This window comes from Pseudoduganella namucuonensis (assembly GCF_900116645.1).
In the GTDB taxonomy this organism is placed as follows: Bacteria; Pseudomonadota; Gammaproteobacteria; order Burkholderiales; family Burkholderiaceae_D; genus Rugamonas; species Rugamonas namucuonensis.
Window position 1 is genome coordinate 61577 of record NZ_FPBO01000023.1, and the last position, 21460, is coordinate 83036.

Annotated in this window: 16 protein-coding genes; 7 read left to right on the plus strand and 9 right to left on the minus strand. The window is 67.0% G+C overall.

The window, feature by feature from the left end; genetic code table 11:
- Positions 1–8: 8 nt before the first annotated feature.
- From tssG to BM436_RS22165, 9 genes are all read right to left on the minus strand, one after another.
- Positions 9–1019 (minus strand): type VI secretion system baseplate subunit TssG, encoded by a 1011-nt coding sequence (tssG, locus tag BM436_RS22125; protein WP_093557701.1) that lies wholly within the window; start codon positions 1017–1019, stop codon positions 9–11.
- On the minus strand, positions 1004–2872 hold the full coding sequence (gene tssF, locus BM436_RS22130; protein ID WP_093557702.1) for a type VI secretion system baseplate subunit TssF: 1869 nt from the start codon (positions 2870–2872) through the stop codon (positions 1004–1006). Before tssF ends, tssG begins: the two co-directional genes overlap by 16 nt.
- Entirely contained in the window at positions 2869–3372 is a 504-nt protein-coding gene (tssE, locus tag BM436_RS22135; RefSeq protein ID WP_093557703.1) for a type VI secretion system baseplate subunit TssE, read from the minus strand. Before tssE ends, tssF begins: the two co-directional genes overlap by 4 nt.
- On the minus strand, positions 3365–4177 hold the full coding sequence (locus tag BM436_RS22140; protein WP_093557704.1) for a type VI secretion system accessory protein TagJ: 813 nt from the start codon (positions 4175–4177) through the stop codon (positions 3365–3367). The genes tssE and BM436_RS22140 overlap by 8 nt, the downstream gene beginning before the upstream one ends.
- Before the next feature lie 113 nt (positions 4178–4290).
- The gene (locus tag BM436_RS22145) at positions 4291–4782 is read right to left on the minus strand and encodes an Hcp family type VI secretion system effector (protein ID WP_093557705.1); all 492 of its coding nucleotides are present in this window, start codon (positions 4780–4782) and stop codon (positions 4291–4293) included.
- 71 nt (positions 4783–4853) lie between these two features.
- Positions 4854–6344, minus strand: a complete 1491-nt coding sequence (gene tssC, locus BM436_RS22150; RefSeq protein WP_093557706.1) for a type VI secretion system contractile sheath large subunit — start codon at positions 6342–6344, stop codon at positions 4854–4856.
- Between the two features lie 33 nt (positions 6345–6377).
- Positions 6378–6878, minus strand: a complete 501-nt coding sequence (gene tssB / locus BM436_RS22155) for a type VI secretion system contractile sheath small subunit (RefSeq protein ID WP_093557707.1) — start codon at positions 6876–6878, stop codon at positions 6378–6380.
- A 71-nt stretch (positions 6879–6949) separates the two neighbouring features.
- Positions 6950–8023: a type VI secretion system protein TssA gene (gene tssA / locus BM436_RS22160; RefSeq protein ID WP_093557708.1), complete on the minus strand. Its 1074-nt coding sequence runs from the start codon at positions 8021–8023 to the stop codon at positions 6950–6952.
- Positions 8024–8207: 184 nt separating this feature from the next.
- Positions 8208–8945 (minus strand): serine/threonine-protein kinase, encoded by a 738-nt coding sequence (locus BM436_RS22165; RefSeq protein ID WP_093557709.1) that lies wholly within the window; start codon positions 8943–8945, stop codon positions 8208–8210.
- A gap of 92 nt (positions 8946–9037) precedes the next feature.
- Here BM436_RS22165 and BM436_RS22170 point away from each other — a divergent pair, with 92 nt between their 5' ends.
- From BM436_RS22170 to mfd, 7 genes are all read left to right on the plus strand, one after another.
- Positions 9038–10030 (plus strand): serine/threonine protein kinase, encoded by a 993-nt coding sequence (locus BM436_RS22170; protein ID WP_093557710.1) that lies wholly within the window; start codon positions 9038–9040, stop codon positions 10028–10030.
- A gap of 5 nt (positions 10031–10035) precedes the next feature.
- Positions 10036–11520 carry a GAF domain-containing protein gene (locus tag BM436_RS22175; RefSeq protein WP_093557711.1) on the plus strand — a complete coding sequence of 495 codons (1485 nt, stop codon included), beginning with the start codon at positions 10036–10038 and terminating at the stop codon, positions 11518–11520.
- Positions 11520–12452 (plus strand): 5'-nucleotidase, encoded by a 933-nt coding sequence (locus BM436_RS22180; protein ID WP_093557712.1) that lies wholly within the window; start codon positions 11520–11522, stop codon positions 12450–12452. Before BM436_RS22175 ends, BM436_RS22180 begins: the two co-directional genes overlap by 1 nt.
- 123 nt (positions 12453–12575) lie before the next feature.
- Entirely contained in the window at positions 12576–13307 is a 732-nt protein-coding gene (locus BM436_RS22185; protein WP_229490596.1) for a carbonic anhydrase, read from the plus strand.
- 124 nt (positions 13308–13431) lie between these two features.
- On the plus strand, positions 13432–15381 hold the full coding sequence (locus BM436_RS22190; RefSeq protein WP_229490598.1) for a phosphatase PAP2 family protein: 1950 nt from the start codon (positions 13432–13434) through the stop codon (positions 15379–15381).
- A 231-nt stretch (positions 15382–15612) separates the two neighbouring features.
- Positions 15613–17913, plus strand: a complete 2301-nt coding sequence (locus BM436_RS22195; RefSeq protein ID WP_229490600.1) for a TonB-dependent receptor — start codon at positions 15613–15615, stop codon at positions 17911–17913.
- Positions 17914–17955: 42 nt separating this feature from the next.
- The gene (mfd, locus tag BM436_RS22200; protein ID WP_371859658.1) at positions 17956–21456 is read left to right on the plus strand and encodes a transcription-repair coupling factor; all 3501 of its coding nucleotides are present in this window, start codon (positions 17956–17958) and stop codon (positions 21454–21456) included.
- Positions 21457–21460 lie beyond the last annotated feature (4 nt).

Below are 21460 nucleotides of genomic sequence, written 5' to 3' on the forward strand. Positions count from 1 at the left end.
GTTTTTCCTTAGCCCGCATGGGCGCTTGGGTTGATAAGCAATTGGTCTGGATTGCGTGTGGGCGGTTTGCCGGCCGGCCAGGTGCTCCAGCCCAATTTGGTTCCGCCGCCCAGTCTTAGTGCCGGGACTTCTTCCTTCTTCAAAATCAGGCGCACGTCCCAGTCCAGGGCCGTGCCCGCGTACGTGCGCACCCACGCCAGCAGGCGTTTCATGCTGTCGCCGCCGGGCAGCAGGCGCTGGTAGTCGGCGTAGCCCATGGGGCCGATCACGATGCGGAACTTGTTCTGGCTGTCCCACACGCTCTTGCCCAGCACCGTGGAGATGCCGAGGCGGTTGCCGTCCTCCAGGCGCCCCAGGCGCGACTGGATCTCCACCGGCAGCCGCATCCAGTGGCCGACGAACTGCTCGACCCGCACCGGCAACTTGAAATACTCGCGCAGGATGGAGACCAGGCCGGACGCCGGCCGCGCGTTGTTGGCCAGCAGGCCGGCGAAGTGCAGCTTGGCGAAGTCGCCGATCTCGTCGCGCTGGCGCAGCGCCGGCGAGCCGATGCCGAACAGGCTGCCGACGAAGGCGCCGAAGCGGTCCGTGTCCTCGCGGTCCAGGCTGATGACCGGCTCGGCCTGCGCCCGCGCGCGGTAGAACAGCGACAGCAGGCGGTGGTGGAACACGTCGAAGAAGGCCAGCAGGGTGCCGTCGCCGCCGTTGCGCAGCCGGTCGCGCGTGTACTCGGTGATGTGGGTGGGCAGCGGTCCGTTGGCGCCCAGCAGGCCAAAGAAGTTGACGGCCAGCCGCGCCCGCGCGTCGCCGCCGGCGCGCATGAACTGTCCCAGCATGGTGGCGTGGAAGACCAGCGCGGGGTCCTGGCCGAAGCGCACCGCGTCATCGCGCGGGCGCAGCGAGGCGCCGATGCGCGGCAGTTCCGGATGGGCGTTCTCGATCAGGCGCAAGACCTGGAAGAAATCCATCTTCGCGGCGTCGCGTTCGAGCGCGACCTCCAGCGCTACAGGATCGCGCATGCGCCCCCCTTCGCCGGCCAGCGCATGATGTCGCCGCGCGCCACGGTGCGCACCACGGTTTCCGTGAACGAGTTGATGGACACGTACTGCGCGAAGAACTGCGCCAGCACCGCGCCCAGCAGGAAGGCGCCCGTGCCCTCGAAGGCGGCGTCGTCCAGCGTCACGGTCACCTGCAGGCCGCGCCCGAAGGTGATGGGACCCGGCGAAGGCATGCGCCGCGTGATGGTGCTGGTGCTAATCGACTGCACGCCCTCGACCTGGCGCTGCGCGTTCAGGTCCCCCGCGTGGCAGTACAGCGCGAGCAGTTCGCGCAGCGCGACGGCGCCCTGGCGCGCGTCGCTGTCGGCCAGCGACAGGTAGTTCAGCGACAAGTGGTTCAGCAGGCGCCAGGCCACCGCCCCTTCCGCGAAGGAGGGATAGGGCTGGCTCGGGCCGGCCAGGCAGCGCACCGCCGTCACCGGCGCGCCGGAATCGAGGATGAAATCGGTCTTGCCCACGCCCAGCGGCATGGACAGCGGCAGGTCGCGGTTGGTGCACCAGACGTTCAGTCCCAGCTGGCGCAGGTCGCTGCTGTACGGCGCCTCGGCCGCGTCGACGATGGAGATGAAGGTCTCGCTGCCGATGTAGCTGGAGCGCGGACCGTTCAGGCGCTGCCGCTGCGAGATCATGCGCTGCTCGCGCCGTATCTGGTAGAAGGCCTTGTCCTGGTGCAGGCCGCCGATGTCGCGCGCCGTGTAGAACGGGCGGAAGGCCTGCTCCGCGTTCGGCCCGGTGCCGTAGCCGGTGACGGAGTCGATGCCGAACACCTCGAAATCCATGGGACGGGTGCGGTCCACCAGCACGTGGTATTCCAGCTGGCCGTCCGAGACGTTGATGCGGTCGGCGCGGCGCTGGAACAGGTTGATGGCGGGCGTGCAGTTCAGCGCGAAGTTCGACGCGTCCAGCATCTGCTCCAGTTGCGCGTCGCCGCGGTTGAGCAGGATGAGGATCTCGATCTCGGTGTCGTCGCAGCGGCCGACAGCCTGGCGCAGGCCGCGCAATTCGACGAACTGGTAGCGCTGCGGGAAGGCGAAGTATTCCTGCAGCAGCCGGTAACCCTGGAAGGTGCGGCTGCCGCTGGGCAGCAGCGCCTCCTCCTCGCCGAAGCCCAGCGGCGCGACCGCCGTCTTCGGCAGCAGCGCGTGCCAGCCGGCCGGACGGCTGCCCGGCAGCACCAGCACGCCCTCGATGCCGGACAGGATCTTCTCGTAGATGCGCACCGGCAGCTCGTCGCTGCCGCGCAGGTTCAGCGCCAGCGTGTCCAGCGCCAGCGCGCGCAGCGGCACATTGCCGCTGGTGCGCAGCCGCAGGCGCAGGCAGGCCTTCACGCTGGACGGCAGCGGCACATCCAGCCCGCCGGTGTAGGTGAAGAACTTGGCCTCGGCCAGTTCCAGCGGCCACAGGGTCACGTCGTGCGCGGTGCGGTATTCGCAGGCGGTGGATTCGCCCTTGCCCAGCACGCTGCGCAGCGCGCTGCCGCGCGGCACCGGGTAGCCCTGCTTGAGGGCGGGATTGCTCAGGTCCGGCTGCAGCTGCACCACCGCCATCGAGGGCGTGGGCGCGAGGAAGTGCGGATAAACCAGTTCGGACAGGTGCTGCGTGAAGCGCGGGAACTCGGCGTCGAGTTTCATCTGCACGCGCGCGGTCAGGAAGCTGAAGCCCTCCAGCAGGCGTTCGACATAGGGATCGGCGCACTCGAAGCCCTCCAGGCCGAGGCGGCCGGCGATCTTCGGGTACTCGCGCGCGAACTCGCCGCCCACTTCGCGCAGGTGCTGCAGCTCCTGGCTGTAATAACGGAGGAAGCGGGGATTCAAGCGCCCCCCGCCTGTTCGCTCAGACGTATCGTGGCGCGGTCCAGATCCAGCTCGGTCTTCAGGTAGAGCCGCTCCGGATAGGGCTGCGCCCACATGTCGCCTTCGATTTCAAACATGATCTTGTTGCTTTCAGATGCGGCGGGAATGGCGCGCACGCTCACCGAGGCGCGCATCAGGCGCGGCTCGAAATCCCAGATCGCCTGGCGGATGCCGCGCTCCAGGTCTTGCAGATTGAGGCCGGTGACGGAGATGCCGGAAATGTCGGGCATGCCGTAATTGACGACCGAGCCTTCCAGGTGCGGCAGCCTGGCGCCCCCGGTGACGGAAAACAGGTTGGTGGTGTTGAGCAGCCAGCCCAGGTCGCGCAACACGCTCTCGCGCAGGCTACGCACCGACATCACGCGCCGCTCGCGCGACTCGACCGATTTGTCCGGTTCGTCATCGGTCAGCCGGTCCAGCAGCGAGGGCTGCAGGCGCTCGCGTGGCGCCAGTTCAGCCATTGCCCGCTTCTTGGTCCTGTTCAACCTCGGCGAACTCGATCAGGCGCACGTCCATCAGCGCGTACTCGCCGGCGTCGGTGGCCAGCATGCGCTGCCCCAGGCCGTGGGAGCCCTGAGGGCCGTCCACCCAGTCGGTGCGGCGCGACAGCAGTAGCGCGTCGTCGCTGCCGGCCTGCGTGTGGTTGTAGCGGGTGGGGATCAGGCCGACGGTGCTGGCGCCGTTGGTCCAGGTGAAAGACGCCGGCGTCCACACCTTGTCGCGCAGGTCGGTCGGCGCTTCGAACTCGATGCGGCTGATGCGCTCCACCGGTATCCAGAAGTATTTGCCGTTGACCACCGCCTCGATCACGGGGCCGAGGCGCGAATCCGCGTCCGCCAGCCATTCGAAGGGCTGGCCGTCTATGGTGCCGGCGCTGGCGGGCGCCTGCTCGAAGGCCTGGGCGCGCGCGTTGGCGGCGGCGTCGGGGTCGGTCGCGTCCAGGCGCAGGGCCTCGAGCAGCAACACCAGCCACGGCGCTGGTTCGCCGAAAATCAGGGGTGCGCGCTTGCCGGCGAAAATGTCGCCGCGCAGGGCTTCGCACTGTATCGCTTCGCGATAGGTTTGCGCCATCGGCAAGGCGCCCGCGTCCAGTTCGGCGGCCACGTTCAATTGCGTGAGCGCGCGGTTCCACTGGCCCATCACGGACAGCAGCTGGAACAGGAAGATGCGGTGTTTGGGGTTGGCGGCGTCCTTGCGGACCTGGTCCTGCAGCGCCGCCAGCGCGGCGTCCAGTTTGCCTTCAGTGATGAGATCTTGCGCAGACATGCCATGCCCTCCCCGGCCGACGAAAATATTAGAACCTGCGGCGGATGCCGGGGTCAGACCCAACGGGTCTGACCCCGGGTGTGCGCTTGTGGTTTTGACGTACGCTACTGCTATTAAGCCGCGACGTTCTCGGCGATGTTCCATGCGAAGGTCGCATCCGCGCCCACGCCGCCTTTGCTGTCCTGCACCGCGTAGGCGAATTTCACCTTGGCGAAGTTCAGCGTCACGTTTTCGGTCAGGCGGTCCTCGCCGCCGCTGCCGCCGGTCGAGATCGAGGTCACGATCACTTCTTCCATGGTGATCTCGATGTAGCGCTGCTGGCCTTCGCCGGCCTTGCGCACCAGCAGGACCACCTTCGGAATGTGCGAGCCTTTGGCCAGCGCGGTCATCAGGCCGTTGGAGGCCTTGTCGATGTACTTGGTGAAGGAGATGTCCTGGAAGTTGGCCTTGCCGGCGCCGCCGCCACCGCCCGAGTGGGTGGTGCCGGACTGGCTCATGCCCCAGCTCCAGGCCAGCACGTCGACGTCGCCTTTAGGGCCTTGTACCTTGTCGCGCGATTCGCCTTTGATCTTGTCGCCAAGATTGATGAAAATGTCCATTGCCATGTTGGTTCTCCTCTAAGTGATGCACTGGGATGGCCGGGGGATCGCCCGGCCGCTAAATTGGTAAAGCTAAATCAACCGCCCTTGGCGGACGGCAGTTTCGACACCAGGCGCAGCGACACCGTCAAGCCTTCCAGCTGGTAGTGCGGACGCAGGAAGAACTTGGAGGTGTAGTAGCCCGGATTGCCTTCGACTTCTTCCAGCTGCACTTCGGCGGCCGCGAGCGGCTTTTGCGCCTTGGTGTTTTCGCTCGAGTTCGCCGGATCGCCGTCCACGTAGTTGTTGATCCACTTGGTCAGCCAGCGCTGCATCTCGTCGCGTTCCTTGAACGATCCAATCTTGTCGCGCACGATGCACTTCAGGTAGTGCGCGAAGCGGCAGGTGGCGAACAGGTACGGCAGGCGCGCGGCCAGGGCGGCGTTGGCGCTGGCGTCCGGATCGTCGTACTCGGCAGGCTTGTGCATGGACTGCGCGCCGATGAAGGCGGCGAAGTCGGTGTTCTTCTTGTGCACCAGCGGCATGAAGCCGTTGGCCGCCAGCTCCGCCTCGCGGCGGTCCGAGATCGCGATCTCGGTCGGGCACTGCATGGCCACGCCGCCGTCGTCGGTCGGGAAGCTGTGCACCGGCAGGCCTTCCACCGCGCCGCCGGACTCGATGCCGCGGATGCGCGAGCACCAGCCGTAGTTCTTGAACGAGCGGTTGATGTTGACCGCCATCGCGTAGGCCGCGTTGGCCCAGGTGTAGTTCTTGCTGCCGGCGGCCGAGGTGTCCTCTTCGAAGTCGAAGGCCTCCACCGGATCGGTCTTGGCGCCGTACGGCTGGCGCGCCAGGAAGCGCGGCATGGCCAGGCCGACGTAACGCGAATCCTCGGACTCGCGGAACGAGCGCCAGGCGGCGTGTTCCGGGGTCTGGAAGATCTTGGTCAGGTCGCGCGGGTTCGACAGTTCCTGCCACGATTCCATCAGCATCACGGACGGCGCGGCGGCGGTGATCAGCGGCGCGTGCGCGGCGGCGGCCACCTTGGCCATGGAGGTCAACAGCTCGACGTCGGGCGCGCTGTTGTCGAAGTAGTAGTCGGCCACGATGGAGCCGAACGGCTCGCCGCCGAACTGGCCGAACTCCTCTTCATACATCTTCTTGAAGATCGGGCTCTGGTCCCAGGCCGTGCCCTTGTACTTCTTGAGCGTCTTGGCCAGGTCGTTCTTCGAGATGTTCATCACGCGGATCTTCAGCGTTTCATCGGTCTCGGTGTTGTTCACCAGGTGGTGCAGGCCGCGCCAGGCGCCCTCCACCTTCTGGAACTCCTCGGTGTGCAGGATCAGGTTGATCTGCTCGGTGAGCTTCTTGTCCAGCGCCGAAATCAGGCCCTCGATGGTGGCCAGCACGTCGCCCGATACCAGGTTGGTGCCCGCCAGCGCCTGTTCGGCCAGCGTCTTCACCGCGTTCTCGACGGCCTCCTTGGCCTTGTCCGATTGCGGCTTGAATTCTTTCTGCAACAGGCTGCCGAAGTCGCTCAACTCGAGCGTGCCGGTTGCCCCTTGCAGTTCTTCTTGGGTCTGAGCCATCTCTATCCTCCGGGGTGGTTGCTTATTTGTCGCTTACTCTTGCGGCTTCGGTGCCGAGGTCAGGGCCTGCATCAGGGCCGGGTCGTTCAGCACCTTGCCGATCAGTTCCTCGGCGCCGGTCTTGCCGTCCATGTAGGTCAGCAGGTTGGACAGCTGGCCGCGCGCCTCGAGCAGCTTGTTCAGCGACTCGACCTTGCGCGCGATGGCGGCCGGCGTGAAGTCGTCCATGCTCTCGAACGTCATGTCGATCGACAGGTTGCCCTCGCCGGTCAGCGTGTTCGGCACCTGCACCGCGACGCGCGGCTTCATGGCCTTCAGGCGCTCGTCGAAGTTGTCGACGTCGATCTCGAGGAATTTGCGGTCCGCCACCGGCGCCAGCGGGTCGGCCGGCTGGCCGGACAGGTCGGCCAGCACGCCCATGACGAACGGCAGCTGGATGCTCTTTTCGGCGCCATACACCTCGACGTCGTACTCGATCTGCACGCGCGGCGCGCGGTTGCGCGCGATGAATTTCTGGCTACTCTCTTTGCCCACGATTCACTCCTCCTTGATTGTTAACAAATGCCCGAATTGCCCGGCTCGGTACACGGTATTCAGTACTATCATCAGTACTCATCTTCTTGTTGCTTCAGCTCTTGACCGCTGATGACCAGCAGCTGGGCCACACCGTCCGGCGCCAGGTCCTGCATGATTTCGAGGAAACTCTTGGGCACCAGGCGCTTGGCCCGCTCCAGCAGCAGCGGCACGGGGCTCGAAGGCTCGTACTGCGCGTAGTACTGGTTGATCTTGTCCAGCATGCGCAGCACGTCGGCGCGGCTGGCGACGTCGCCGCTGATGGCGGCCGAACGCGGCCCGGCGCCGCGGCCGCCGGCGGGGGCGGCGCCCTCGCCGTCGTCGCCGCCCTGCGCGTCGCCGCCGGCCTGCGCCTCGCCGGCGCCGTCGTCACCCTGCTGGCTGGCGAAGAAGTCCCGGCCGCGGCGCAACAGGCGCACCAACGGGTCCAGGTTCAGCGCCTGCGAAGTCCCGACCTGGCGCACCAGGATCACCTCGATCCGCGTGGCGCTGTCGCAGGCGGAGACAAGCGCCTCGCTGGCGCCAGCCACCTTCTCGGGATCGGCGTCCACCAGCGCGGCGGAGATCGAATGCAGTTCCAGCTTGGTTTCGCCCTCGGCCGGCGCCAGTTCGCCGCTGGCCACCTCCAGCGAACGCAGCGAGAACGCGCCCAGGCCGGGCAGCGGCAGCAGCGCCGCCTCCTTCACTTCGCGCAGGAAGCCGGGATCGGTCAGCGCGGCCAGGGAATTGATGCGCAACATGGGGTCCATGTCGTCGTCGGGATCGAGCTGCGGGTGCACGCTGTCCCAGCGCTCGTCCAACAGGCGCTCGATCAGCTTCAGGCTGTCGGACAGGCCGCGGATGCCGTGCAGCGCCAGCGCGGCGCGCGCCAGCGGCAGCACCACGCGGAAGTCGCGGCTGCGCGACAGCAGTTCCAGCGCCAGGCGCTTGACCACTTTCCATTCGGGAGGCACGGCGGGGGTGATGGTGTCGCCGTACTGCGTCTCGGGTTTCCCCAGCACGGCCTGCTCCAGCTCCAGGAACTCCGGGTCGTACTCCAGGTTGGGGCCGCAGGCGGCGTCGTCGGACACCGGCTGAAGCAGGGAATCGATATCAACAATACTCATGGTGCGCAATAAACCTCACTCTACCCATAGGGCGAACATTTCCACGGAGACTATACTAGAAAATCGGCAACAGTTCGGAAAAAATAATTCCCTTTTTGCCACTGATTTTTACGCGATATCCATTGCAAATCACAGCGCCTTATGCTCTCGCGTTCCCGCTCTGTGACGGGGCGTGATCGTGGCATCACAATGTGGAGCAACTGTGGAGACCGGCGAGAAAATCGTCCGCGGTCTGAAAACGGCGCCCGGCGTCCGGCGCCAGCGCCCGCGCCAGGACCGCGTCGTAGCGCGCCAGCGCGCGCGGCAGCGGCGGCGGTTCGCCGGCCAGCGCCAGCCGCATCACCTCGAACGGCGTGCCGCGATAGGGCTTGCGGCCCTCCAGCAACTGGTACAGCACCACGCCGGCGGCGTACAGGTCGCTGCGCTGGTCCACCTGGCCGCGCATCTGCTCCGGCGCCATATAGGCCGGGGTGCCGTGCGCCTCGGCCGGCCCGGCGCGGCAGGCCAGGCCGAAATCGGCGATCCTCAGGCCGCCGTCGGCCGCCAGCAACAGGTTGGACGGCTTGATATCCCGGTGCACCACGCCCCGCTTGTGCACGTGCGCCAGCGCCTCCAGCAGCTGCCCCGTCCAGGCCAGCGCCCGTTCCAGCGGCGGCGGCCCCGCCTCCAGCGCCGCGGCCAGCGACGGCCCCGGCACGTGCTCGCTGACCACGTAGGCGGTGCCGTCCCGCTCCCCCGCGTCCAGCACGGCCACCACGCCCGGATGGTCCAGCCGGGCGGCCAGCCAGGCCGCGCGCAGGAAGGCGCCGCCGCCCGCCGGCGCCAGCTTGAGGGCGACCTCGCGCCCGCCGCTTTCGGCCAGCCACACCCCCCGTGCCAGTTCGCGGCGCAGTGTATAGGGACCGAATGTATTAATTTGCATGGTTCACCACTCAGAAACAAAGGCTTTGGCTTATGATACGACGAGACGTTTCTGCTATACACTTCTCCCTTTAGCCCGTATTCGATAGACCAATGAACGAATTGAAGCAGCTAGGCCGGTATCAATTGTTGCGCGTGCTGGGACGGGGCGCGATGGGCCTGGTCTATGAAGGCGTCGATCCCAAGCTGAACCGGCGCGTCGCCATCAAGGTGATCCAGATGAGCCGCATCGACGATCCCGCCCTGCGCGCCGAGTACGCGTCTCGCTTCATCACCGAGGCGCAGGCCGTCGCGCGCCTGAACCATCCCAACATCGTCACCGTGTACGACTTCGGCGAGGAGAACGGCGTGGCCTACCTGGTGATGGAATTGATCGCCGGCGAGGAGCTCGGCAGCTACTTCGATGATAGCCAGGTGTTCACGCTCGACTTCACCCTGGAGGACTCGGTGCGCATGACGTGCGAGCTGCTGGACGCCGTCGACTACGCCCACCAGCACGGCATCATCCACCGCGACATCAAGCCGGCCAACGTCATGCTCAGCGGCCAGCTGCGCGTGAAGCTCACCGATTTCGGCGTGGCGCGCATGCAGGACGTGAACGCCAACCACACCGAGGCCGGCACCATGGTCGGCACGCCCAGCTACATGTCGCCGGAGCAGATCACCGGCCAGGCGGTGGGCCCGCGCTCGGACATTTTCGCCGTCGGCATCATCCTGTACCAGTTCCTGACCGGCGAAAAGCCGTTCAAGGGCCAGGGCCTGTTCGCCGTGCAGCAGCAGATCGTGTACGGCCAGCCCGAGCTGCCCAGTTCCCTGAGCCCTTTGATCAGCCCCATGTTCGACCGCGTGGTGCTGCGCGCGCTGGCCAAGCGGCCCGAGGACCGCTACCCGTCCGCCCGCGACTTCCGCGACGACCTGCGCCGCGCGCTGAACGGCGAGACCATCGGCGTGAACGACACCATGCCGCCGCAGGCGCGCGAGGTGAACCCCTTCTTGCCGCGCAACGCCGCGCTGGAAGCCTCGGACCCGGACGCCACCGTCATCACCGGCATCAACGGCGTGCCCGGCATGCGCACAGGCGAGTAGCGTAGATGACGTCCGCCGAAGACCGCCTGCAATTCTTCAAGCAGCTGCAACTGCTGACCAACAAGATCCACGCCGCCAACGACATCGACGACATCATGCTCGACATGTCGGCCGAGCTGTGCGAACTGTTCAGCGGCGACCGCCTGACGATCTACTCGCTGTCGGACGACAAGGCCAGCATGGTGTCCAAGGTGAAGACCGGGCTGGCCTCGTTCAAGCAGCTCAAGCTGCCGATTTCGGCGCAGAGCATCGCCGGCTACGCCGCGCTGTCGCGCCGCATGCTCAACCTGCTGGACGTGTACGACGAGGCCGAGCTGCGCCGCCACGACATGGACCTGTGCTTCCAGCAGGGCGTGGACCGCCGCACCGGCTACCGCACCAAGGAGATGCTGGTCTCGCCCATCCTGGACGACAAGGGCGAGGTGCTGGGCGTGCTCCAGCTGATCAACAACCGCAACGGCGGGCCGTTCGACGCCATGGTGGAGGAAGGCGTGCAGCACATCTGCGGGTCGCTGGCCATCGCCTTCCTGCACAGCCACAAGGCGCCCACGCGCGAACGGGGGCGCTTCGCCGCCATGCTGTCCGAGACCGTGCTGCCGCGCGTGCAGCTGGACCTGGCCATGCGCAACGCCGCCGCGCGCAACGTCGACATCGAGGACGTGCTGCTGGACGAACTGGCGATCAAGCCCGGCGTGGTGGGCCGCGCGCTGGCCGACTTCTTCGGCGTGCCCTACTTCATGTTCCAGGTCGACCGGCGCCGCCCGCACGGCCTGCTGGACAGCTTCAACCGCGAATACGTGGTGCAGAACCAGTGGATGCCGATCGAGGAGGGCCGCAACGGCCTGTACGTGCTGGCCGTGGACCCGGACCAGCTCAAGGCCAGCGGCGCCGTGCAGCGCGTGTTCCCGGGCTCGAAGCCGGTCTACTGCGTGACCACGCGGCGCGAGTTCGGCTGGATGGTGAACCAGTTCTTCGGCGCCGCGCAGCCGGATACGGCGCACACCGACACGATACCGCCCACCGCCGCCAGCCGCCCCGCGCCGGCCCCGCGGGCGGCGGGACAGGCGGCCGGGATGGCGGCCGCGCCCGCGGCCGGATCGACCATGCCGCCGCCGGCCGGCTCCACCCTGCCACCAGCCGCGGCGACGCGGCCGCCCGAAGTGGCCGCCGCGCAGCCGGCCCGCCCGGCGCCGGGCTCCCCGTTCGACGCGGCCGCCGGAGCGGCCCCGGGCCAGCACGTCGGACAATACATCGGCCACGCCGCCGACAACCCCGACGCCACCATCGTCCGTCCGCTCGGCCCCGTGCCGCCGCCGCCGATGCCCGCCCTGCCCGACGTCGAACAGACGCTGATCGCCAACACGATAGGCCAGATCGCCACCAGCGCCGCGCAGCAGGGCATCCGCGAACTGCACATCGAAACCACGCCCGGCGAGAACGGCGACATCCACTTCAAGGTCACCGGCGTGATCCGGCTGGTCAAAAACTGATGTCCTTCCCCATCCAGAACAAGCTGGTCATCGGCATCGCCTCCAGCGCGCTGTTCGACCTCTCCGCCTCGCACAAGGTATACGAGGAAGGCGGCGAGGAGGAATACCGCAAGTATCAGGAAGCGCACATCGACGAGATCCTGGGCAAGGGCGTGGCCTTCCCCTTCATCCGCCGCTTCCTCAACATCAACAAGCACTTCATCAAGCAGGCGCCGGTCGAAGTGGTGCTGTTGTCGCGCAATTCGCCGGAAACCGGCCTGCGCGTGATGAAGTCCATCGCCCACTACGGTCTGGACATCACGCGCGCCGCCTTCGTCACCGGCAAGTCGCCCTACGCCTACCTGCCCGCCTTCAACGCCTCGCTGTTCCTCAGCGCGAACGGAGAGGACGTGCAGAACGCCCTCGCCAACAAGCTCCCCGCCGGCCTGGTGCTGCCCTCCCTGATCGAGGACGACGAGGACGACATGGAACTGCGCGTGGCCTTCGACTTCGACGGCGTGATCGCCGACGACGAATCCGAGACCGTCTTCAAGCGCAACAACGACGTGCTGGAGTTCCACGCGCACGAAACGCGGCACGTGGCCACGCCGCACCGTCCCGGTCCGCTGGCGGACCTGTTCCAGAAGCTGCACCTGATGCAGCGCCTCGAATCCATGGCCGTGCGGCGCGACCCGGACTACCGCCGCATCCTGCGCATCGCCATCGTCACCGCCCGCGGCGCGCCGTCGCACGAGCGCGTGGTGACCACGCTGAAGGACTGGGGCGTGTCCGCCAACGAGACCTTCTTCCTGGGCGGAATGGACAAGGCGCGCGTGCTGTCCATCCTCAAACCCCACATCTTCTTCGACGACCAGCTCGGCCACCTCAAGTCCGAGGGCGGCACCATCCCCATGGTCCACGTCCCATTCGGCATCGCAAACCTGCCAAAATGATAAGCGCGCGGCGCTAGCACTAGTAGCAACCCTTATATACTTCGCGGCCGGCCTGTGTCTACAATAAAGTTGCCCCACCACATGTGCGTGTGGGGCACCTACAAAACAGACTAGGAGCTCGAATTGAAACGATTTGCGATCGCAGCACTGATGGCCTGCGCCGCCGGCGCGGCCATGGCGGGAGACGGCAGCCATTGGACCTACGAGGGCGAAGCCGGCCCCGAACAGTGGGCCAAGCTCAGCCCGGACAACTACGCCTGCTCCGGCAAGAACCAGTCCCCGGTCGATGTGAAAGGCACCATCCACGCCGCGCTGACGCCGCTGAAGATGGACTACCACGCCGGCGGCAACGAAGTGCTCAACAACGGCCACACGCTGCAGGTGGGCTTCCAGCCGGGCAGTTCGCTGATGCTGGACGGTGAACGCTTCGAACTGAAGCAATACCACTTCCACGCCCCCAGCGAGAACCTGATCAAGGGCCAGTCCTACCCGCTGGAGGTGCACCTGGTGCACGCCGACAAGGACGGCAACCTGGCCGTGGTGGCCGTGATGTTCAAGGAAGGCGCCGAGAACAAGGCCCTGACGGCCCTGTGGCCGCAACTGCCGAAGGAAGCCGGCGCCAAGGCCGCCCTGGGCGCGCCGCTGAGCGCCGCCGCCCTGCTGCCGGCCAAGCGCGCCTACTACCGCTTCAGCGGCTCCCTGACCACCCCGCCGTGCTCCGAAGGCGTGCGCTGGCTGGTGATGAAGGCCCCGGTCACGGTCTCGAAGGAACAGGTGGCGTCGTTCGCCGCGCTGATACACCATCCCAACAACCGTCCGGTGCAGTCTTTGAACGGACGCGTCATCCTGGACTAAGCGGTGGACGGGCGCCTCCGGCGCCCCGGCATATCTTCACGCGGTGGTAGCGGTCACATGACCGTCACATTGCGCCGGTAGCATGCGGGAAGTTTTTTCCCAGCCACCAAGTGAAGGTATGACCATGCAAGAACTGAATCCGCTGCGCCGGTTGCCGCTGACCCTCGCCATCAGCGCCATCCTGGCGCTGACCGCCTGCGGCAGCACCGACCACAGCATTGAACAACCCAGCATTCCGGCGCCGCCACCCGACCAGGGCGCCGCCGACACGGCCCCGGTGGCGGCGGTGCCGGCCTTCGTCGACAATGTCGCGACCAACCAGCGCGGCGACGCGCGTTACGCAACCGCCGCCACCAACGCCGGGGTGCGCGTGCTGATCGGCATGCTGGACATCTGGAAGCCCCTCACCGAGATCGTCGACGCCGGCGTCACCGCGCCCGCCGTCGGCGACTTCCCCGCCGTCACCGCCTCCACCTGGACCGGCGTCCCCAACGACGGCACGCCGGGCGGCACCATCGTCAACGCCGGAGTGCACAACGCCAATATAGACTACGTGGTGAAGGCCACCGCCGGCCGCACCCCGGCCCAGGAACTGGCCGCCTACCTGGACGACCGCCGCGGCAAGGGCTACAGCCTGACCGACGGCATGGGCCCCTTGACCGAGGCCTGGCGCGGCGCCGCGCGCCAGACCACCAGCATCACCGGCGTCCCCGCCGACGCCACCACGGTGCTGTACAACGATAGCGGGAACAACACCGGCGTCGCCGGCGGCGCCAACGCCGAATTCGGCACCGTGGTCACCCTGGTCAACGCCATGGGCAACAACGGCTCGACCGAACCGGCCAAGCGCTTCTTCAAATACGCGCGTCCATACCGCTGGAGCGCCAGCGTGGCGGTGCTGCCGGCCCTGGTGCCGGCCAAGAGCGCCGCGCCCGGCACCGACGGCGGCTTCACCAGCGGCCATTCCGCCGAAGCCGTGCGCGGCGCGCTGGGCATGGCCTACGCCCTGCCTGAACGCTACCAGGAAATCATCACGCGCGGCCTGGAGCTGGGCGAAAACCGCATCCTCTCCGGCATGCACTCGCCGCTGGACGTGATCAGCGGCCGTGTGCAGGCGCAGGCCGTGGCGGCGGCCAACCTGGCCGATCCGGCCAACGCGGCCACCAAGGCGGCAGCCGTCGCGCAGGCCCACGCCGCCCTGATGGCCAGGACCGGCACCACCGCCGCGAACTTCCACGACTTCGCCCATTCCGGCACCGCCGCGAACGACCGTTTTTCCGACCACGCGAGCAACAAGGCCGCCTACCTCCGCCGCCTGACCTTCGGCTTCGCGCCGACCGGCGCCACCACCGCCGCCGCCGTGGTGCCGAAAGGCGCCGAAGTGCTGCTGGAAACCCGCCTGCCCTACCTGAGCGACGTCCAGCGCCGCGTGGTGCTGAAAACCACGGCGCTGCCTTCCGGCTATCCCCTGCTGGACGACGCTGAAGGCTGGGGCCGCCTGAACCTGTTCGCCGCGGCGGACGGTTACGGCGCCTTCACCGGCAACGTGGTAGTGGCCATGGACGCGGCCAAGGGCGGCTATCACGCCGTCGACCACTGGCGCAACGACATTTCCGGCACCGGCAAGCTGGTCAAGCAAGGCACGGGCGCGCTCAAGCTGGGCGGCAACAACACCTGGAGCGGCGGCACCCAGCTCGAGGCGGGACGTCTGGAAGGCAGCGCCAGCACCGCCTTCGGCAAGGGCGACGTTTACGTCGGCGGCGGCACGCTGGTCGGCAGCGCGGGGTCCGGCCTGGCCCTGGCGGGAAAATACACGCAACTGGCCACGGGCAACCTCGAATTGAAACTGGGCGGCGCGCAGCAGGGGCGTATGACGGTGGCGGGTGTGATGACGGTGGCCGGCGGCGCCCTGGCCATCGGTTTCCAGAACGGCTACAAACCGGCCGCGGGCGACACGCTGCACGTCATCGCCGCCGCCGGCCTGAAAGGCAGGTTCGACACCATTACCGTCAGTGGTTTCAAGGCGGAAGCGGTCTATACCGATACAGGCTTGCAGCTGCGCTTGAGTAATTAAGAAACAAGGAGACCGGAGGCGCCGGTGGCGGTCCAGCGATGGACGGCGCCGGCGCCTTCCGATCCAGGCGGTAACAACCGTAACAATCAAAACCCTGATAATTTGCGCCCTCCCTGCGCGGCGAGCCGGGCAATGGGTTATTGTGCTCGCGCTAACTAATATATTAGCGCATTAGTAGCACAATCTGAGCGCCCAGCCATCGCAGCCGGGCGACGCACACAGGAGAAGAAAATGACCATGCACGCCAGCCGAACCAGCCATCCGCCCCTCACCACGATCGCCCACGCGGTCGCCGTCCTGGCGCTCGCCGCCACCGCGCCGGCCCACGCGCAGACCGGCGCGGGCCCCGCCGCCAAAGCCGAGGAAGGCCTGCAAAGCGTGGTCGTCACCGCGCAGAAACGCCCGCAGTCGATGCAAAACGTCCCTGTCGCGGTGAACACGGTGGACGCCCGGGCCATCGAGAACCAGCAGATCGTCGACTTCAGCGACCTGACCCGCGTGGCGCCCGCGATGACGATCAACCAGAATCCGAACAACAACACCATCGCCCTGCGCGGCATCGGCACCTTCGCCTTCAGCATCGGCATCGAATCCGCGGTGTCCGTCATCGTCGACGACGTGCCGGCGATCCAGCAACTGCAGGCGTTTTCCAACCTGAGCGACATCGAGCGCGTGGAAGTGCTGCGGGGTCCCCAGGGCACCTTGTTCGGCAAGAATTCGTCCGCCGGCGTCATCAACGTGGTCACCAAGGAATCCGCCGAGACCCTCCAGGGCCACGTGCAACTGGCCCTCACCAGCGACAAGGAGCGCCGCCTGGAGGCGAGCGTCTCAGGGCCGCTCGACGAGCGGACGGGGTTCCGGATCAACGCCTACACCGGCCAACGCGATGGCGACATCAACAACCTGACGCTGGGCACCGGCCTCAATGGCGACCGCGCCAAGGGGGTGCGCGCGCGGCTGGACTTCAAGCCTTCCGCCACGCTGCAGGGCAAGCTGATCGCCGACTACAACACCCGCCATGTCGAAGGCCCGGTGCTGACACTGCTGGCCGTGCCGCCCGGCGCGAAACAGCAAAACGTCGCTCCGCTCGAGCCGACGCTCGCCGGCGTGACGCCGGGACCGGAAAACCGCAACGTGCGCATCGATACGCCCGGCTATGCGGACAACCAGAGCGCCAGCCTGAGCGGCACGCTGAACTGGAAGCTGGAGCGCCATACGCTCACTTCCGTGACCAATTATCAGGACTGGAAATACGCGCTGCTGGCCGACTACGACGGCGGCGCCGTCGACCTGCTGGCCGCCCTCACCCGCGGCGTCAGCCACGGCGGCGTCACGCAGGGCGGCCCCTATCATTCCAGGATGCTGACCCAGGAACTGCGCCTCGCCTCCAGCGGCGAGGGCGTGCTGAACTACCTGGGCGGCCTGTACTTCTCCGATTCCGGCAACGACCGCGGCTTCACCCGCGGCCCCACGCTGTCGGTGGCGAACTGGGAGGCGCGGGCCGGCAACCGCACGCTGGCGGCCTTCACCCAGGCCGACTACCAGTTGGCCAAGGGTACCCGCGTGAACGCCGGCTTGCGCTTCAACCGCGAAACCATCGACGTCGATTTCACCAACCGCGTGCCGGCCACCCCGGTCCACTTCGCCGGCAAGAGCGGCGACAACGCGGTCACCGGCAAACTGGCGCTGCAACAGGATCTGGCCAAGGCCGTGATGGTGTACGGCTCCTTCGCGACCGGCTACAAGGGTGCCGGCTACGACATCTCAACGGGATTCGACCAGTCGCGCGTGCGGCTGCCGGTGGCGCCCGAAACCTCGAAGGCCTACGAGATCGGCATGAAGAGCCGCTTCCTGCAAAACCGCCTGCAGGTGAACGCCACCGTCTTCCATACCGACTACCAGGACTTCCAGGCCCAGTCCTCGCGCTTCGACCCGGTGACGAACGTGACGCAGAACGCCGTCACCAACGTGGGCGAGCTGCGCACCCGCGGCGTGGAACTGGAGGTGGCGGCCAAGCCGGTCAACACGCTGATGCTGGAAGGCTCGGTCGCCTATGTCGACGCCATGATCAAGAAATTCCCGATGGCGAACTGCTACCCCGGCCAAACCCTGGCCGAGGGCTGCCGCCGGGTGGGCAGCGTGTCGGTGCAGGACCTGGCCGGCAAGCGGCTGGCCAACGCGCCGAGGCTGAAGGTCACGCTGGGAGCGACGTACAACTTCCCGCTGGCCGATTCCGGCTACAGCGGTGTCGCCAATCTCAACTACCAGCGCCAGTCCGAGGTCAATTTCGATCTGGGAAACAACCCGCTGGCCACGCAAAAGGCCTACGGCGTGGTGAACGGAAGCGTGGGGTTCAGCGATCCCACGCAAAGCCTCAAGGTGACGCTGTATGTGAACAACCTGTTCGACAAGAGCTACTCGTCGTTCATCGCCGACAACTACAACTTCCATGGCGGCTCGCATGTGCTGACGCAGATGCTGCCACGCAACTCGCAGCGCTATGCGGGCCTGCGCGTGAAGTACGCGTTCTAAGCGCGTTCCCATGCATCACGCCGGCAACGGGCATCGTCTATAATGCACGGAGCGCACAGGGACCGTTCCCTTGCGCTCAACCGTTCACCGATGTCATCGATGTCCTTTGAAATAAAAAAAGCACTTCCCAAACCCGGCAACCGCTACGCCTTGCCCGCCTTGTATGGTTCCGCGGACGCCTACGCCCTGGCGCGGGCCGGCCTTGAACTGAAGGCGCGCGGCCAGATGCTGGCCGTGATCGTCGCCAACGCCAGCGACGGCCAGCGCCTGATCGATGAAATCCCGTGGTTCGCCGGCGACGGCCTGCGCTGCCACCTGCTGCCGGACTGGGAAACCCTGCCCTACGACGCCTTCTCGCCGCACCAGGACCTGGTGTCCGAGCGCCTGGCCACGCTGCACGAGATCAGCAGCGGCCAGTGCGACGTGATGATCGTCCCCGCCACGACGGCCCTGGTGCGCATGGCGCCGCCGTCCTTCCTCGCGGCCTACACCTTCTTCTTCAAGCAGGGCGAGTCGCTGGACGAGGCCAAGCTCAAGTCGCAACTGACGCTGGCCGGCTACACCCATGTGACGCAGGTGATGTCGCCCGGCGAATACTCGGTGCGCGGCGGCCTGCTGGACCTGTTCCCCATGGGGTCGGCCCTGCCCTACCGCCTGGACCTGTTCGGCGACACCATCGAAACCATCCGCACCTTCGACGCCGACACCCAGCGCTCGCTGTACCCGGTGAAGGAAGTGCGCCTGCTGCCCGGCCGCGAGTTCCCGATGGACGAGACGGCCCGCACCACCTTCCGCAGCCGCTGGCGCGAGCAGTTCGAGGGCGATCCCTCGCGCGCCGTGGTGTACAAGGACATCAGCAGCGGCATCGCCTCGGCCGGCATCGAGTACTACCTGCCGCTGTTCTTCGAAGAGACGGCCACGCTGTTCGACTACCTGCCGCAAGGCGCCATGCTGGCCATGGTGGGCGACATCGACGCGGCCATCAAGCGCTTCTGGCTCGACACCGAATCGCGCCACCGCTTCCTGAGGGCGGACCGGGAGCGCCCCATCCTGCCGCCGGATGCGATTTTCCTGCGCGACGAGCAGTTCTTCACGCTGGCCAAGCCCTATCCGCGCCTGTCCATCGTCAAGAACGCCGAGGCCGGGGCGTCCGAACTGTCCGCGCCGGTGCCCAACATCGCCGTCAACCGCCATGTCGAGGACCCGCTGGTCAACCTGCGCTCCTACCTGCTGCAAGCGGGCCGCCGCGTGATGATCTGCGCCGAGTCCAGCGGACGGCGCGAGACGCTGCAGCAGTACTTCACCGAATTCGACCTCGCCATGGCGCCGGTCGAGGGCTTCGACGGCTTCATCCAGTCCGACGCCAAGCTGGCGCTGGGCGTGGCGCCGCTGCATGCCGGCTTCGAATTGTCCGCCGACGGCCTGGATATCGCGTTCATCACCGAGACGGAGCTGTACGCCGGCTCCGGCCGCCGCGCCGGCAAGAAGAAGCAGGAAGGCGTCACCCAGGTCGAGTCGATGGTGCGCGACCTGTCCGAGCTGAAGATCGGCGACCCGGTGGTGCACATCAACCACGGCATCGGCCGCTACATGGGCCTGGCCAGCATGGACCTGGGCGAGGGCGAGACCGAGTTCCTGCACCTGGAATACGCCAAGGACAGCAAGCTGTATGTGCCGGTGTCGCAGCTGCACGTGATTTCGCGCTACTCCGGCGCCTCGCCGGACGACGCGCCGCTGCACACGCTGGGCTCCGGCCAGTGGGAAAAGGCCAAGCGGAAGGCGGCCGAGCAGGTGCGCGACACGGCCGCCGAGCTGCTCAACCTGTACGCCCGCCGCGCCGCGCGCCAGGGCCACGCCTTCGAATACTCGTCGCACGACTACGAGCGCTTCGCCGACAGCTTCGGCTTCGACGAGACGCCGGACCAGGCGGCGGCCATCATGAACGTGATCAAGGACATGACGTCCGGGAAGCCGATGGACCGCCTGGTGTGCGGCGACGTGGGCTTCGGCAAGACCGAGGTGGCGCTGCGCGCCGCCTTCATCGCCGTCATGGGCGGCAAGCAGGTCGCCATCCTGGCGCCCACCACGCTGCTGGCCGAGCAGCACGCCCAGACCTTCGCCGACCGCTTCGCCGACTGGCCCGTGCGCATCGCCGAGATGTCGCGCTTCCGCACCGGCAAGGAGATCGCGCAAGCCATCAAGGGCATGCACGACGGCACGCTGGACATCGTCATCGGCACCCACAAGCTGCTGTCGGACGACGTGAAATTCACGCGCCTGGGCCTGGTCATCATCGACGAGGAGCACCGCTTCGGCGTGCGCCAGAAGGAGGCGCTCAAGTCCCTGCGCGCCGAGGTGGACGTGCTGACCCTGACCGCCACGCCGATTCCCCGCACGCTGGGCATGGCGCTGGAAGGCCTGCGCGACTTCTCCGTGATCGCCACCGCGCCGCAAAAGCGCCTGGCCATCAAGACCTTCGTGCGCGGCGAGAACGAGGGCATCATCCGCGAGGCCTGCCTGCGCGAGCTGAAACGGGGCGGCCAGGTCTACTTCCTGCACAACGAGGTGGAGACCATCCAGAACCGCCTGGCGGCGCTGACGGAACTGCTGCCGGAGGCGCGCATCGCCGTGGCGCACGGCCAGATGCACGAGCGCGACCTGGAAAAGGTGATGCGGGACTTCGTGGCGCAGCGCTACAACATCCTGCTGTGCACCACCATCATCGAGACCGGCATCGACGTGCCGACCGCGAACACCATCATCATGCACCGCGCCGACAAGTTCGGCCTGGCGCAGCTGCACCAGCTGCGCGGCCGCGTCGGCCGCTCGCACCACCAGGCCTACGCCTATCTGCTGGTGCACGACGTGCAGTCGCTGAGCAAACAGGCGCAGCGCCGCCTGGACGCGATCCAGCAGATGGAGGAGCTGGGCAGCGGCTTCTACCTGGCCATGCACGACCTGGAGATCCGCGGCGCGGGCGAGGTGCTGGGCGAGAACCAGTCCGGCGAGATGCTGGAGGTGGGCTTCCAGCTCTACACCGACATGCTGAACGAGGCCGTGCGCGCGCTGAAGGCGGGCAAGGAGCCGGACCTGGCGGCGCCGCTGTCGACCACCACGGAGATCAACCTGCACGTGCCGGCGCTGCTGCCGTCCGACTTCTGCGGCGACGTGCACGAGCGCCTGTCCATCTACAAGCGCCTGGCCAACTGCACCTCGCAGGACAAGATCGACGACCTGCAAGAGGAAATGATAGACCGCTTCGGCAAGCTGCCGGAGCCGGCCAAAGCCCTGATCGAGACGCACCGCCTGCGCATCGCCGCCAAGACGGTGGGCATCGTCAAGATCGACGCGCATGGCGAAGCCGCCACGCTGCAGTTCATGCCCATGCCGCCCATCGACCCGATGCGCATCATCACGCTGATCCAGAAAAACAAGCAGATCAAGCTGAACGGGCAGGACAAACTCAAAATCACCGCGAGCATGCCGGACCTGCCGGCGCGCGTAACGCAAATCAAAAACGCAATCAAACAACTGGTAGCCTGACCCG

What these genes read in the sequence shown, in the direction of transcription:
- tssG (WP_093557701.1), bottom strand. Translation starts at nt 1,019, where the DNA reads ATGCGCGATCCTGTAGCGCTGGAGGTCGCGCTCGAACGCGACGCCGCG.
- tssE (WP_093557703.1), bottom strand. Translation starts at nt 3,372, where the DNA reads ATGGCTGAACTGGCGCCACGCGAGCGCCTGCAGCCCTCGCTGCTGGAC.
- BM436_RS22140 (WP_093557704.1), bottom strand. Translation starts at nt 4,177, where the DNA reads ATGTCTGCGCAAGATCTCATCACTGAAGGCAAACTGGACGCCGCGCTG.
- BM436_RS22145 (WP_093557705.1), bottom strand. Translation starts at nt 4,782, where the DNA reads ATGGCAATGGACATTTTCATCAATCTTGGCGACAAGATCAAAGGCGAA.
- tssC (WP_093557706.1), bottom strand. Translation starts at nt 6,344, where the DNA reads ATGGCTCAGACCCAAGAAGAACTGCAAGGGGCAACCGGCACGCTCGAG.
- tssA (WP_093557708.1), bottom strand. Translation starts at nt 8,023, where the DNA reads ATGAGTATTGTTGATATCGATTCCCTGCTTCAGCCGGTGTCCGACGAC.
- BM436_RS22165 (WP_093557709.1), bottom strand. Translation starts at nt 8,945, where the DNA reads ATGCAAATTAATACATTCGGTCCCTATACACTGCGCCGCGAACTGGCA.
- BM436_RS22170 (WP_093557710.1), top strand. Translation starts at nt 9,038, where the DNA reads ATGAACGAATTGAAGCAGCTAGGCCGGTATCAATTGTTGCGCGTGCTG.
- BM436_RS22175 (WP_093557711.1), top strand. Translation starts at nt 10,036, where the DNA reads ATGACGTCCGCCGAAGACCGCCTGCAATTCTTCAAGCAGCTGCAACTG.
- BM436_RS22180 (WP_093557712.1), top strand. Translation starts at nt 11,520, where the DNA reads ATGTCCTTCCCCATCCAGAACAAGCTGGTCATCGGCATCGCCTCCAGC.
- BM436_RS22190 (WP_229490598.1), top strand. Translation starts at nt 13,432, where the DNA reads ATGCAAGAACTGAATCCGCTGCGCCGGTTGCCGCTGACCCTCGCCATC.
- BM436_RS22195 (WP_229490600.1), top strand. Translation starts at nt 15,613, where the DNA reads ATGACCATGCACGCCAGCCGAACCAGCCATCCGCCCCTCACCACGATC.
- mfd (WP_371859658.1), top strand. Translation starts at nt 17,956, where the DNA reads ATGCACGGAGCGCACAGGGACCGTTCCCTTGCGCTCAACCGTTCACCG.